The sequence below is a fragment of the Roseomonas sp. CECT 9278 genome (assembly GCF_918698155.1).
In the GTDB taxonomy this organism is placed as follows: domain Bacteria; phylum Pseudomonadota; class Alphaproteobacteria; order Acetobacterales; family Acetobacteraceae; genus Neoroseomonas.
The window spans coordinates 113589-127896 of record NZ_CAKKLX010000004.1; the positions used below are offsets into that span (position 1 = coordinate 113589).

General features: G+C 69.5%; 12 protein-coding genes and 1 pseudogene. 2 read left to right on the forward strand and 11 right to left on the reverse strand.

What is annotated here, in order from left to right:
- Position 1: 1 nt before the first annotated feature.
- The 11 genes and pseudogenes from LQ222_RS04135 to LQ222_RS04185 all read right to left on the reverse strand — a co-directional run bounded on the left by LQ222_RS04135 (position 2) and on the right by LQ222_RS04185 (position 11134).
- Positions 2-1057, reverse strand: a complete 1056-nt coding sequence (locus tag LQ222_RS04135; RefSeq protein ID WP_230164682.1) for a 2-oxoacid:ferredoxin oxidoreductase subunit beta — start codon at positions 1055-1057, stop codon at positions 2-4.
- Positions 1054-2895, reverse strand: coding sequence for a 2-oxoacid:acceptor oxidoreductase subunit alpha (locus tag LQ222_RS04140; protein WP_230164683.1), 1842 nt, complete (start codon positions 2893-2895; stop codon positions 1054-1056). The genes LQ222_RS04135 and LQ222_RS04140 overlap by 4 nt, the downstream gene beginning before the upstream one ends.
- Complete coding sequence (locus LQ222_RS04145) at positions 2880-4673, reverse strand: FAD-dependent oxidoreductase (protein ID WP_230164684.1); 1794 nt, start codon at positions 4671-4673, stop codon at positions 2880-2882. The genes LQ222_RS04140 and LQ222_RS04145 overlap by 16 nt, the downstream gene beginning before the upstream one ends.
- Positions 4674-4912: 239 nt before the next feature.
- The gene (locus tag LQ222_RS04150) at positions 4913-5836 is read right to left on the reverse strand and encodes a 3-hydroxyacyl-CoA dehydrogenase NAD-binding domain-containing protein (protein ID WP_230164685.1); all 924 of its coding nucleotides are present in this window, start codon (positions 5834-5836) and stop codon (positions 4913-4915) included.
- Positions 5833-6510, reverse strand: a complete 678-nt coding sequence (ureG, locus tag LQ222_RS04155; protein ID WP_230164686.1) for an urease accessory protein UreG — start codon at positions 6508-6510, stop codon at positions 5833-5835. The genes LQ222_RS04150 and ureG overlap by 4 nt, the downstream gene beginning before the upstream one ends.
- A complete protein-coding gene (locus tag LQ222_RS04160; protein WP_308071552.1) occupies positions 6507-7271 on the reverse strand; it encodes an urease accessory UreF family protein in 765 nt (254 codons plus the stop codon). Before LQ222_RS04160 ends, ureG begins: the two co-directional genes overlap by 4 nt.
- Positions 7177-7725 (reverse strand): urease accessory protein UreE, encoded by a 549-nt coding sequence (locus tag LQ222_RS04165; protein ID WP_230164687.1) that lies wholly within the window; start codon positions 7723-7725, stop codon positions 7177-7179. The genes LQ222_RS04160 and LQ222_RS04165 overlap by 95 nt, the downstream gene beginning before the upstream one ends.
- 35 nt (positions 7726-7760) lie before the next feature.
- The gene (gene ureC, locus LQ222_RS04170; protein WP_230164689.1) at positions 7761-9476 is read right to left on the reverse strand and encodes an urease subunit alpha; all 1716 of its coding nucleotides are present in this window, start codon (positions 9474-9476) and stop codon (positions 7761-7763) included.
- Positions 9477-9782, reverse strand: coding sequence for an urease subunit beta (locus tag LQ222_RS04175; RefSeq protein WP_230164690.1), 306 nt, complete (start codon positions 9780-9782; stop codon positions 9477-9479).
- Between the two features lie 170 nt (positions 9783-9952).
- Positions 9953-10252 (reverse strand): annotated as a pseudogene (locus LQ222_RS04180) (urease subunit gamma); the annotation flags it as partial.
- 51 nt (positions 10253-10303) lie between these two features.
- A complete protein-coding gene (locus tag LQ222_RS04185; RefSeq protein ID WP_230164693.1) occupies positions 10304-11134 on the reverse strand; it encodes an urease accessory protein UreD in 831 nt (276 codons plus the stop codon).
- Positions 11135-11446: 312 nt separating this feature from the next.
- Between LQ222_RS04185 and urtA the strand changes: the two genes are divergently transcribed.
- Both urtA and urtB read left to right on the forward strand, forming a co-directional pair.
- On the forward strand, positions 11447-12697 hold the full coding sequence (urtA, locus tag LQ222_RS04190; protein WP_230164695.1) for an urea ABC transporter substrate-binding protein: 1251 nt from the start codon (positions 11447-11449) through the stop codon (positions 12695-12697).
- A 40-nt stretch (positions 12698-12737) separates the two neighbouring features.
- The gene (gene urtB, locus LQ222_RS04195) at positions 12738-14306 is read left to right on the forward strand and encodes an urea ABC transporter permease subunit UrtB (RefSeq protein WP_230164697.1); all 1569 of its coding nucleotides are present in this window, start codon (positions 12738-12740) and stop codon (positions 14304-14306) included.
- The last annotated feature ends 2 nt before the right edge of the window (positions 14307-14308 follow it).

Here is a 14308-nt window from a genome sequence, read left to right on the forward strand (position 1 = left end):
GTCAGCGCAGCGAGGCGTTGATCGCGTCCAGCGCCGCGACGCCCGGATTCAGGTCGGCATCGCCCAGCGCATTGAGCGGCCCGACGACCGTGCCGAGGTTCTGATGCAGCGCCGTGGGTTCCGGTTCCACGTAGATCAGCCCGGTGACGATCTCGCCGGCGGCCTTGCGCTCCAGGATGTGGTGCATGGCGGAGGCGCGGTCGGTCGGGTCGTGGCCTTCGTGCAGCTTGCGCAGGCGCAGGATGGTGCCGTCGTGCTGCGTGACCTCCCGGACCTCGCCGGGCGCGTAGCTGACCGTGATCTCCTGGCGGTTCAGCATGATGTCGAGCTTGTTCAGCGCCTCGTTGTGCTCGCGCACGTAGTCGTAGGACTTCGTGCTGCCGGCGTGGTTGTTGAAGGCGACGCAGGGGCTGAGCACGTCGATGAAGGCCGCGCCCTCGTGCAGCAGGGCAGCCTCGATCAGCGGCACCAGCTGTTCCTTGTCACCCGAGAAGGACCGCGCGACGAAGGTGGCGCCGAGTTGCACCGCGATCGCCGCCAGGTCGATCGGCTGGTCGGTGTTGATGGCACCCTTCTTCGCGACCGAGCCCCAGTCGGAGGTGGCCGAGAACTGCCCCTTGGTGAGGCCGTACACGCCGTTGTTCTCGACGATGTAGCACATGTTCACGCCGCGCCGGATGGAGTGCGCGAACTGCCCGAAGCCGATCGACGCGCTGTCGCCATCGCCCGACACACCCAGGTACACGAGGTCGCGGTTCGCCAGATACGCGCCGGTCAGCACCGACGGCATGCGCCCATGCACCGAATTGAAGCCATGCGCGTTGCCGAGGAAATACGTCGGCGTCTTCGACGAACACCCGATGCCCGACATCTTGGCGATGCGGTGCGGCGGCAGGGACAGGTTGAAACACGCCTGGATGATGGCGGCGCTGATCGAATCATGCCCACAGCCGGCGCATAGCGTGCTGATGGCGCCTTCGTAGTCGCGCCGCGTCAGCCCGACCGCGTTGGTCGGCAGCTTCGGGTGGTGCAGCTTGGGCTTCGGCAGGTAGCTCATGGCGTGGCCTTGCGGAAGGGCAGGATGTTGGCCGCCGCTGCGCGCTTGGCGACGGCGGCGTGGATGAAGCGCGCGGTGATCGGCGTGCCGTCGAAATGCAGCACCGGGATCAGCCGGGCGGGATCGATCTCCTCCTCGTTCACGAGCAGGGTGCGCAGCTGCGCGTCGCGGTTCTGCTCGACCACAAACACGCGCTCATGCGCCGCGACGAAATCCGCGACATCCTGGTGGAAGGGGAAGGCCCGGATCCGCATGGCATCGAGGTGGATGCCGTCGGCTTCCAGCGCGACCAGCGCCTCGCGCATCGCGGCGGAGGAGGAGCCGTAGAAGATCACCCCGTCGCGCGCGGGCTGCTTCGCCGGGATGCTCACCGGCCGCGGCACCACCGACTTCGCGGTGTGGAACTTCTTCAGCAGCCGCTCCATGTTGTCGACATAGGGCGCGCCTTCTTCCGTATAGCGCGCGTAGCGGTCGCGCGAGGTTCCCCGCGTGAAGAAGGCGCCCTTCTCCGGATGCGTGCCGGGCCAGGTGCGATACGGGATGCCGTCGCCATCCACATCAAGGTAGCGCCCGAAGGACTTCGCCGCATCCAGCGCCGCGGCATCCAGCACCTTGCCGCGATCCATGCGGCGCGACGGGTCCCACGTGAAGGGCTCGCACAGCCAATCGTTCATGCCGATGTCGAGGTCGAGCATGACGAAGATCGGCGTCTGCAGCCGGTCCGCCAGGTCGAAGGCATCGGCGCCGAAGGCGAAGCACTCCGTCGGGTCCTCGGGCAGCAGCAGCACGTGCTTGGTGTCGCCATGGCTGGCATAGGCGGCGGAGAGCAGGTCGGATTGCTGCGTGCGGGTGGGCATGCCGGTGGACGGGCCGGCGCGCTGCACGTCGAAGATCACCGCGGGGATTTCGGCGAAATACGCCAGGCCCACGAATTCCTGCATCAGCGAGATGCCCGGGCCGGAGGTCGCGGTGAAGGACCGCGCGCCGTTCCAGGCGGCACCGATCACCATGCCGATGGAGGCGAGCTCGTCCTCCGCCTGCACGATGGCGTAGCGCTTGGCCCCCGTCTCGGGGTCGCGGCGCAGCTTGGTGCAATACTTCTCGAAGGCCTCGGCCAGCGATGTGGACGGCGTGATCGGATACCAGGCGCAGACCGTGGCACCGCCATACACCGCGCCCAGCGCGGCCGCGGCATTGCCTTCCACGAAGATGCGATCGCCCACCGCATCGGCGCGCCGCAGCGTCAGGCCGATCGGGCAGGCCAGGTTCTCCTGCGCCCAGGCGCGGCCTTTCTCGAGCGCGGCGAAGTTCGCCGGCACCAGCTTCTCCTTGCCGCGGAACTGCGCCGCGATGGCTTCCTTCACCGCCTCCACGTCCATGTCCAGCAGCGCCGAGAGCGCGCCCAGGTAGACGATGTTCTTGAACAGCTGCCGCTGCCGCGGATCGGAATAGGCGGCGTTGGTGATCTCGGTCAGCGGGCAGCCGATGACGGTGATGTCGTCGCGGAAGCGCGACTTCGGCATTGGCCGTGTCGAATCGTAGAACAGGTAGCCGCCGGGTTCGATCTCGGCGACATCGCGGTCCCAGGTCTGCGGGTTCATCGCGACCATCATGTCGACGCCGCCGCGCCGTCCCATGTGGCCGGCCTCGCTGACGCGCACCTCGAACCAGGTGGGCAGCCCCTGGATGTTGGAAGGGAAGATGTTGCGCGACGCGATGGGCACGCCCATCCGCAGGATGGACTTCGCGAACAAGCCGTTGGCGGAGGCCGAGCCCGATCCGTTGACGTTGGCGAACTTGACGACGAAATCGTTCGTCGCGGTTATCGGCTGTGGCATGCGTGCGCCTTCGGCTTCGCGGTCTCGAGCAGGAACTTCTGCATGTCCCAGGCACCGGTCGGGCAGCGCTCGGCGCACATGCCGCAGTGCAGGCAGACATCCTCGTCCTTCACCATGACACGCCCGGTCTTCAGCCCATCCTGGACATACAGGTCCTGGTACAGGTTGACCGCGGGCGCCTTCAGGCGCGTGCGCAGGTCGTCCTCGTCGCCATTCTCGGTGAAGGTGATGCAGTCGGTTGGGCAGATGTCGACGCAGGCATCGCATTCGATGCAGGTCTTGGCGTTGAACACGGTCTGCACGTCGCAATTCAGGCAGCGCTGCGTCTCGTGATAGGCCATCTCGCGGTCGAAGCCGAGCTCGACCTCCGCGGTGATGTCGCGCAGCGCGGTCTCGGCGGGCATGTGCGGCACCTTGAACCGCAGGTCGAGCGAGACCTCGTTGTCATAGGCCCATTCGTGGATGCCCATCTTCTGGCTGGTGATGCGCGCGTCCGGCGGCGGGCGCTGCGCCACGTCGCCGCCCTGGCAGAAGATGTCGATCGACACCGCCGCCTCGTGCCCATGGGCCACGGCCCAGATGATGTTCTTCGGCCCAAAGGCCGCATCGCCGCCGAAGAAGACGCGCGGGTCGCTCGATTGCAGCGTGGCCTGGTCCAGCTTCGGCAGGCCCCAGCGGTCGAACTCGATGCCGGCATCGCGCTCGATCCAGGGGAAGGCGTTCTCCTGCCCGATCGCCACCAGGATGTCGTCGCATTCGATGACCTCGTCCGGCTCGCCGGTCGGCAGCAGTTGGCGGCGGCCCTTGTCGTCGTATTGCGCGGCGACCTTCTCGAAGACCATGCCGGTCAGGCGGCCATTGTCGTGCAGCACCTGCTTCGGCACGAGGAAATTGAGGATCGGGATGCCTTCGTTCATCGCGTCCTCCTTCTCCCAGGGGGACGCCTTCATCTCGTCGAAGCCCGAGCGGACGACGACCTTGACCTCCTCGCCGCCCAGGCGCCGCGCCGACCGGCAGCAATCCATCGCGGTATTGCCGCCGCCCAGCACGATCACGCGCCGGCCGATCTCCTTCACATGCCCGAAGGAGACGGAGGCCAGCCAGTCGATGCCCAGGTGGATGTTCGCCGCGGCTTCGCGGCGCCCCGGCACGTCCAGCTCGCGCCCGCGCGGCGCGCCGGAGCCGATGAACACCGCGTCATAGCCCTCGGCCAACAGCTCCTTCAGGCTGTCGATGCGGCGGTTCATGTGGCTGACCACGCCGCCGCGGTCGAGCGCGAAGCCGCATTCCTCGTCGATCACTTCCTCCGGCAGGCGGAAGCGCGGGATCTGCTGGCGAATGAAGCCGCCCGGCTTGGCGGCGCTGTCGAAGACGTGGATCTCGTAGCCGAGCGGCGCCAGGTCGCGCGCCACGGTCATGCTGGCCGGGCCGGCGCCGATGCAGGCGATGCGCTTGCCGTTGCGGCTCTCCGGGATCACCGGCATGCGATGCGACACGTCACCCTTGTTGTCGGCGGCGACGCGCTTCAGGCGGCAGATCGCGACGGGTTCGTCTTCGACCCGGCCGCGCCGGCAGGCGGGCTCGCAGGGCCGGTCGCAGGTGCGCCCGAGGATGCCGGGGAAGACATTGGAATGCCAGTTGACCATGTACGCATCGGCGTAGCGCCCGGCCGCGATCATGCGGATGTATTCGGGCACCGGCGTATGCGCCGGGCAGGCCCATTGGCAATCGACCACCTTGTGGAAGTAGTCCGGGGACGAGATGTCCGTCGGCTTCACGCGCGCAACCTCCCTGGAACTGAGGGCGGCAAGGTCGGGGCCAGGCAGGCGGTCAATGGACCGACGCCTTCGTGCTGTCGCTACCAGGGATCGGCTGCTGCATCAGCGCCGTCATCATTCCCGCCCGTCACTCCCCGCCGTTCAACGGCTTGCGGTGATGCTGCACCAAGCGGGAAGTCACGGCAATGCGCTGATTCGTGCTGCGCCGCAGCGCAGCCGCAGGTTGCAGCGCCTGCGCGTCAGTCGAGCTCGCGCATCATCCGCACGGTCGCCAGCAGGGCGCGTTCGTAGCGTTCGCGCTCGCGCGCCGTCGCCTCCGGCGGCCAGTCGCGGAAGCCCTGCCCGGTCTTGGGGCCGAGCCGGTTCTCGGCCACCAGCCGCGCCAGCCCCGGGCTGGGATCGGGGCTGTTGCACAGCGACGGATAGATGGTGCGCCCGGCTTCCAGCTGGGTCTCGAGGCCCGCGAGTTCCTTCTGCAGGATCGGCCCTGCGGCCAGATACCGGAAGCCGAAGCAGAAGCGCACCGCATTGTCGACATCCTCGGCGGTGGCGAGGCCCTGGTCGATCACCGCGAAGGCTTCGCGCATCAGCGCATGCTGGATGCGGTTCGCGAGGAAGCCCGGCACGTCCCGCGCGACACGGATTACCTTGCGGCCGAGGCCGTCCATGATGGCGGCAACGGCGTCGCAGACCGCCGGATCGGTGTGCTCGCCCTGCACGACCTCGACGCCGGGCACCAGATGCGCGGGCAGGAAGAAGTGCAGGTTGGCGCAGCGCGCGCGCGTGGCGATGCCCCCTGCGATGTCGGTGATGCGATAGCCGGATGCGTTCGAGACGACCGGGATGCCGGCCGGCACCAGCGTGTCGAGCCGCGCGAAGACCGCCTGCTTCAGCGTCAGGCGCTCGGGCACCGCCTCGACCACGATCTCGGCCGAGGCATAGTCGGCCGCCGCCATGTCATCGAACAGCGTCAGCGCCGCCGCGCGCGCCGGGTCGCCATCGAGTTGCAGGATGGAGGCGCGCACGCGGGCCTGCGCGTCCGGCCAGCGCGCCGTCGCGGTCTCGACCGCGCTGACGCGCCAGCCGCCGGCGCAAAAGATCGCGGCGATGTCGCATCCCATCAGCCCCATGCCGAGGATGACGGCGTGGCGTTGCGGGCTCATGCCGCGAGTCCGCCCTGGCGCAGGACGAAGGCGGCGATCTCGGCCACGCCTTGGTCCTCCTTGAGGTTGGTGAAGACGAAGGGGCGCTGGCCGCGCATCCGGCGCGAATCCCGGTCCATCACCGAGAGGTCGGCGCCGACCAGCGGCGCCAGGTCGATCTTGTTGATCACCAGCAGGTCGGACCGCGTGATGCCCGGCCCGCCCTTGCGCGGGATCTTGTCGCCCGCGCTCACGTCGATGACGTAGATGGTCAGGTCCGCGAGCTCCGGGCTGAAGGTCGCGGCCAGGTTGTCGCCGCCGCTCTCGATGAACAGCACTTCGAGGGCGGGGAACTTCTCCGTCATGTCGTGCACGGCCGCGAGGTTGATCGACGCATCCTCGCGGATCGCGGTATGCGGGCAGCCGCCGGTCTCGACGCCGGCGATGCGGTCAGGCGAGAGCGCGCCGGCGCGCGTGAGGAACTCAGCATCCTCCTTGGTGTAGATGTCGTTGGTGATGACGGCGATATCGTGGCTGTCGCGCAGGTGGCGGCACAGCCGTTCGGTCAGCGCGGTCTTGCCGGAGCCGACGGGGCCGCCGATGCCCACGCGGAAGGGGCCGTTGGCCGTCCGATGGCCGGAGCGCGCATCGTGCGCGAAGGTCTGAATCGGCCGCTCGGGCGCGGGTGGGGTCATGATCTGAACAGCCTCGTGTACTGCGTCTCGTGACGGATGGAGAAAAGATCGAGCGCCGGGCATGACGTGCCGATCCGGTCGAGGTCGGCGGCGATCGCTGCCTGCGCGGCTTGCGCCACCACCGGCAGCAGCGCCGCCGTCGCCTTCTGCCCGTCGGTCTGGCCGAGCGGCACCAACCGCACCCCTGCCGAGACCAGGTTGGCCGCAAAGGCCGACAGATAGCCGAAGGCCGCATCCGCCAGCGCGACGCCATGCGCCGCCGCGGCCGCACCGAAGGCGACCGCGTGCGGAATGCGCCGCGGGTGCCGCGCGGCGAAGGTGGCGAGGTCCGGTTGCGGCCAGGCGGCGAGCGTCACCTGCAGGAAGGCGGTGCCCTGCGCCTCGGCTTCCAGCGCCGTCTCCGCCGTGCCGCGCCATGCGGCGCCGAGTTCGACCACGTCGTCCAGCGCCTTCGCATGGCCCCTGGCCATGGCGCGATGGGCCGCCGCGACCAAGGCGCCATCGATGCACCCCGCCCCGTGCCGCACCGCCGCGGTCACGTAGGCGACAAGGTCGTCGCGCCCGCGCACGGCGCCGTCCTCGACCGCCATCTCCAGCCCATGGCTGTAGGTGTACGCACCGACCGGATAGGCCGGCGACAGCCAGGCCAGCAGGCGGTACAGCGCCTCAGTGCTGGTGGTCGTGGTCGTGGTGATGGTCGTGGTCGCCATGATGGTGGTGGTGGCCGTGGCGCTGCCCAGGATCGTGGTTGTGCTGGCCATAGGCACCGCCTTCCGGGTCGAAGGGTGCGCTCACCTTGCGGACCACCGCGCCGAGGCCCTCCAGCATCTGCACGATCACGTGGTCGTCGCGGATCAACAGGCGCTCGCCGTCGATCTGCGTCGGCAGGTGCCGGTTGCCGAGGTGCCAGGCGATGCGCGCGAAGTGCTCGTGGTTCGTCGCGGTGATCTCGACCAGCGGCTCGGGCGCCGCGCGCACGCGCACGAAGCCGCCGGTCGCCAGCGCCAGGCCATCGCCTTCGCGCAGCACGGTGGCTTCCGGCAGATCCAGCAGGAAGGCCAGCCCGCCCTGCCCCGTGTAGAGCCGCCGACGACGGAAGCGGTCGTCGAAATCCACCAGCACGCTGTCGCGCGCCTCGGACTCGGGCCAGGCGCCGGCGCGCAGCACCTCGGTGGCGCGGGGGGTGCTCTCCTGGTCGATGCTCTCGTGGTCCATGCAGTTCCTCTCGTCGGATCGATCCGATCCGTGCCTCAGAACAGGAAGTAGCGCTGCGCCATCGGCAGTACGCGGGCGGGTTCGCAGACCAGCAAGACGCCGTCGGCGCGCACCTCGTAGGTCTCGGGATCGACCTCGATGCGCGGCAGCGCGTGGTTGTGCAGCATGGAGGCCTTGGAGATGCCGCCGCGGCAGTTGCGGACGGCCGCGAGCGGCCGGCGCAACGCGAAACGGGCAGCGACGTCGGATTCGATGGCCGCCTGGGAAACGAAGGTGATCGCGCTGGCGCGCCGCGACGCGCCGTAGGATCCGAACATCGGCCGGTAATGCACCGGCTGCGGCGTCGGGATCGAGGCGTTGGGATCGCCCATCAGCGCCATCGCGATGCTGCCGCCCTTCAGGATCATGTCCGGCTTCACGCCGAAGAAGGCCGGCGTCCAGAGCACCAGATCGGCCAGCTTGCCGACCTCGATGCTGCCGACATGGTCGGCGACACCCTGGCTGATCGCGGGGTTGATCGTGTACTTCGCGATGTAGCGCAGCGCGCGGCGGTTGTCGTTGTCGCCGCGCTCCTCCGGCAGGCGGCCGCGCTGCGCCTTCATCTTGTGCGCGGTCTGCCAGGTGCGGATGATGACCTCGCCGACGCGGCCCATCGCCTGGCTGTCGGACGACATCATGCTGATCGCGCCGATGTCGTGCAGGATGTCCTCGGCGGCGATGGTCTCGCGGCGAATGCGGGATTCGGCGAAGGCGACATCCTCGGCGATGCGCGGGTCGAGGTGATGGCAGACCATGAGCATGTCCAGGTGCTCGTCCACCGTGTTCACCGTATAGGGCATGGTGGGGTTGGTGCTGGATGGCAGGATGTTCGCCTCGCCCACCAGCCGCAGGATGTCAGGCGCGTGGCCGCCGCCGGCGCCCTCGGTGTGGAAGGCCTGCACCACGCGGCCGCGGATCGCCTTGATGGTTTCCTCGACGAAGCCGGCCTCGTTCAGCGTGTCGGAATGGATCGCGACCTGAATGTCCATGGCATCGGCCACCGACAGGCAGGTGTCGATGGCCTTGGGCGTGGTGCCCCAATCCTCATGGAGTTTCAGGCCGCAGGCGCCGGCGCGGATCTGTTCCTCCAGCCCCGCCGGCAGCGCCGCATTGCCCTTGCCCAGGAAGCCGAGGTTCATCGGGAAGGCCTCGGCGGCCTGCAGCATCCGCATCATGTGCCACGGCCCCGGCGTGGCGGTGGTCGCGAGCGTGCCATGCGCCGGCCCCGTCCCGCCGCCGAACATCGAGGTGATGCCCGAGGCCAGCGCCTCCTCGATCTGCTGCGGGCAGATGAAGTGGATATGCGGGTCGATCCCACCGGCGGTCAGGATGCGCCCCTCGCCGGCGATGATCTCGGTGCCGGGGCCGATGACGATGGTGACACCGGGCTGCGTATCCGGATTGCCGGCCTTGCCGATCGCGGCGATGCGGCCGCCGCGCAGCCCCACATCCGCCTTGATCACGCCCTGGACGGCATCAAGGATCAGCGCATTGGTGATGACGGTGTCCATCGCGCCGGCGGCGCGCGTGGCCTGCGACTGCCCCATGCCGTCGCGGATCACCTTGCCGCCGCCGAACTTCACTTCCTCGCCATAGGTGGTGTGGTCGCGCTCGACCTCGATGATGATGTCGGTATCCGCCAGGCGCAGGCGGTCTCCGGTCGTCGGCCCATACATGCCGGCATAGGCGGCGCGGGAGATGCGGCTGGCCATCTACAGGGATCCCTCGATCTCGCCACGGAAGCCGTGCACCACGCGCGCGCCGGAGAATTCCACCAGGCGCACGCGCCGCGTCTGGCCCGGTTCGAAGCGCACCGCGGTGCCGGCGGCGATGTCCAGCCGCCGACCGCGCGCGGCGGCGCGGTCGAAGCGCAGCAGCGGATTGGTCTCGGCGAAATGGTAGTGGCTGCCGACCTGCACGGGGCGGTCGCCGGCATTCGCGACGTCCAGCTCGATGGCGTCGCGGCCGGCGTTGAGCTCGATCTCGCCGGCGGCGGGCAGGATCTCTCCGGGGATCATCGGCGGGCTCCCTTGGCGCGGGTCGCGGGCTTGGCCTTGGCCGGCGCGGTCGCCTTCGTCTTTGCCTTCGCGGCCGGCTTCGCCTTCGCGGCGGAGGCCGGCGCCTTCTTCGCCGCGGCCGCGCGCGTCGCTGGCCGCTTCGCCTTCGCAGGCGCCGCCGGCGCCGCATCGCGGATCGGCTCATGCACCGTGACCAGCTTCGTGCCGTCCGGGAAGGTCGCCTCCACCTGGATGTCGTGGATCATCTCGGGGATGCCCTCCATCACCTGGTCGCGCGTGAGGACCGTCGCGCCATCGCGCATCAGCTCCGCCACCGATCGACCATCGCGCGCGCCCTCCACCACGAAGTCGGTGATCAGCGCCACCGCCTCCGGGTGGTTCAGCTTCAGCCCGCGTTCGAGCCGCCGGCGCGCGACGATCGCCGCCATCGCCACCAGCAGCTTGTCCTTCTCCCGTGGCGTCAGGTTCATCTCGTCACGCTCCGCATCCCTGCATGGCGGCGCATCATGGCCGCGCCCCGTTCAACTCGTCCACAGCCGCGGCAGTCGCGCCGGCAGGCCCAGCGCCTGGACGCGCACCAGGCGCACCGCCTCACCGAGCGCGCCGCGGACTGCCGCCGCGTCGCCCAGCCAGCGCGCCAGCAACAGTCCGGGGCGCAGCATCGTCGCCGCGACATCCGCCTCGCGCAACGCGGCGCGAAGTGGCTCGACTGGCCCCGGTACCGCAAGCAGCAGGCATGCCATGGCCTCCGCGCCCGCAAAGCCGAAGCGGTCATCGAGCCGCGTCGAAAGATCGCCCCCGAGCGCCAGCCCATCCGCCCAGACCAGGCTGCCGCCACGACGCAGACGCCAGGACTCCTGCACCGCGCCGTCGCGCATGACCTCGCCCCGCGCACGGCGGCCGAACACCATCATCTCCGCGAACAACAACCGAGCATCCGGCGCCAATGCCACGGCGATGCGCCGGTGCAGCCGTGCGCCGTCGAACAGGATGGTCTCCTGCGGCAACCACTCCAGCGTCGCGCCGGAGCCGACATCGATGGTCGCATCGATGCGCGTGGCAGCACCCAGGCTGCGATAGATCTTCTCCGCCGATGGCGTGGAGAGCGTTGCCGCGGCCCCTGCCCCCAGCCGCAGGTCAAGCGCGAGCGCATCGCCGCCCGCCAGGCCACCCGCGGTGTTCACCAGCACGGCGAGTGGCGGCTCGTCGCCTTCGGACGTGGGGAACAGGATGCGGGCGGGTGCGGCCTGGAACAAATGCGCGATCCGCGTCGCGGCACCGCTGCGTGACAGATGCAACTCGGCGCCGCCGCGCGCGCGCTGATGGGAAGGGCCGGCCTGGCTGGGACTCATCGCCACATACCTTGCATGGCGCGATCGTGATGGAAATCTGCGCGTGCCTTCGTCGCCGAGCCCAAGTTGCGGGCAATGGCTGCCCAGCCGTTGGGCGAACGCGTCGATGACATGACAAATTCTTCAGGCCGGGCAGCCTGCCCATCGCCGCGGGCAATGGCGGACGCCGGCAGGCGCGCGGGCGGGCGCCGATTGCGTGGCCGCACCGCACGCCCCCAGCCGCGCGGCCCGACCGCATCGTGGCACGCTTCTCGCTGTGCCGGCTCAGGATCGACGGCAGCAGTGACCGCCGTTCCGGACAGGAGGATCTGCATGAGTGACACCCCCATCTCCCGGATTGGCCGCCGCGCCGCCCTGCTCGGCGCTGGCGCCGCGCTTGCCGCCCCCGCTCTGCGACCGGCCTTCGGCCAGGGCGCGCCGATCAAGGTGGGCGTGCTGCATTCGCTGTCCGGCACCATGGCGATCAGCGAGACCGCGCTGCGCGACACCGTGCTGATGATGGTGGACTGGATCAACGGCCGCGGCGGGCTGCTCGGCCGGCGTGTCGAGGCGGTCGTGGTCGACCCCGCCTCCAACTGGCCGCTGTTTGCCGAGAAGGCGCGCGAGCTGCTGCAGGTGCACCGCGTCGACGTGACCTTCGGCTGCTGGACCAGCGTGTCGCGCAAATCCGTGCTGCCGGTCTTCGAGGAACTGAACGGCCTGCTGTTCTACCCCGTGCAGTACGAGGGCGAGGAACAGTCGCGCAACGTGTTCTACACGGGTGCGGCGCCGAACCAGCAGGCCATCCCGGCCGTCGAATACCTGATGTCCGCCGATGGCGGCGAGGCCAAGCGCATCGCGCTGCTGGGCACCGACTACGTCTATCCGCGCACCACCAACCGCATCCTGCGCGCCTTCCTGAATTCGAAGGGCATCGCAGACGCCGACATCATGGAGGAATACACCCCCTTCGGTCACAGCGACTGGCAGGGCATCGTCGCGCGCGTGAAGCGCTTCGCCGGCGAGGGCAAGAAGACCGCCATCGTCAGCACCATCAACGGCGACGCCAACGTCCCGTTCTACCGCGAGCTCGGCAACCAGGGCATCAAGGCCGAGGACATCCCGTCCGTGGCGTTCAGCGTCGGTGAGGAAGAACTCGCCGGCATCGACGCCCGCCCGCTGGTCGGCCACCTGGCCGCCTGGAACTACTTCATGTCGGTGCAGTCGCCGGCGAACACCGAATTCCTGAACATGTGGCGCGCCTTCATCCGCAACCCGCGCCGCGTCACCAACGACCCGATGGAGGCCACCTATACCGGCTTCAAGATGTGGACGCAGGCCGTCACGCAGGCGCGCAGCACGGCGGTCGATGCGGTGCGCGAGGCGATGTACGGCCAGAAGGTGGACGCCCCCGCCGGCTATACCGAGGAAATGCACCGCAACCATCATCTGTCCAAGCCGGTGATGATCGGCGAGATCCAGGCCGACGGGCAGTTCAACATCGTCTGGAAGACGCCGACGGCGATCGTGGCCGAGAACTGGTCGCCCTTCATCCCCGAGAACGCGTCGCGGCGGCGTGGCTGATCCGGTGCGGCGCCGGGCACTCGGCGCCGCAAGCCTCGACATGATGCGACTCGTCTTCGCCCTGTTCCTGCTGCTCGCCGCGGGTCTTCCCGCGCGGGCGCAGGACGCCTTCACTGCCGCGCTGCCTGGCATCGGCACAAGCTTCAACGCCACCGCGGCGGCCGTCGATGCGCTGGGTGTCGCGGGCGACCCGCGGGCCCTGCCGCTGCTCCAGGCGCTGTCCGAGAATCGCCTCTTGCGCCGCGCCGACGGCACGCTGCTGGTGCAGACGCCAGACGGCGCGCGCGACATCCCCGGCGGCGCGGCGGCCGATCCCGCCGGCGCCGAGACGGTGCGGCTGAACAACCGCGTGCGCGTCGCGCTGCGTGTGGCGCTCGGTCGCCTGCAGATCATCGCCGACGACCCCGAGGTGCGCCTGGCCGCCGTGCAGGGCGTGCTGCGGTCGCGCAGCGCGGCCGACCTGCCGATCCTGGAAACCGCCCTGGCGCGCGAGAGCGTGCCGCGCATCCGCGCGCAGATCGAACTGGCGCTGGCCGCATCCCGCCTCGCCGCCGACAACGCCGACGTGAAGCGTGCCGCCATCGCCGCCCTGGCCGCCAATGGCAGCGATACCGCGCGCAGCATCCTGCTGGAATCGCGCGGCGCCAATCCCGCCCTGTCGGACGAGATCACCGCCGCCGTCGCCGCCATCGACCGCCTGCTGGCCCTGCGCCGCGCCGGCGAGACGCTGTTCCAGGGCCTGTCGCTCGGCTCCGTGCTGCTGCTGGCCGCGCTCGGCCTGGCGGTGACCTTCGGCGTCATGGGCGTGATCAACATGGCGCATGGCGAATTCGTCATGCTCGGCGCCTACACGACCTTCCTGGTGCAGCAGGCGTGTCGCGACATCCCGTGGCTGCTGCCGTGGTCCCTGCCGCTGTCCGTGCCGGCTGCCTTCCTGGTGGCCGCGGCGGTCGGCGCCATCATGGAGCGCGGGCTGATCCGGCATCTGTACGGCCGGCCGCTGGAGACCCTGCTGATGACCTTCGGCGTCGGCATGATGATCCAGCAGGCGGTGCGGATCGTCTTCGGCGCGCAGAACCGCGAGGTGCTCAGCCCGCCCTGGATGCAGGGCACGCTGGAACTGCCGCTCGGCATCATGGTCACGCAGAACCGGCTGTGGATCATCGTGTTTGGCATCGCGGTGCTGCTGCTGGTGATGGCCGCCATCCGCTACACGCGCTTCGGGCTCGAGATGCGCGCGGTGGTGCAGAACCGGCGCATCGCGGCCACCATGGGCATCCGCACCGGGCGCGTCGATGCGCTGACCTTCGCGTTCGGGTCCGGCATCGCCGGCATGGCGGGGGTGGCGCTGTCGCAGATCGACAATGTCTCGCCCAACCTCGGCACCGGCTACATCGTGGACAGCTTCATGGTGGTGGTGTTTGGCGGCGTGGGGTCGCTGGCGGGCACGCTGGTCGGCGCCTTCAGCCTGGGCATCGTCAACAAGGTGCTGGAACCCTATGCGGGCGCGGTGCTGGCGAAGGTCGCGGTGCTGGTCGGCATCATGCTGTTCATCCAGCGGCGTCCGAAGGGGCTCTTCGCCCTCAAGGGCCGGGCGGCGGACCAGTGAGC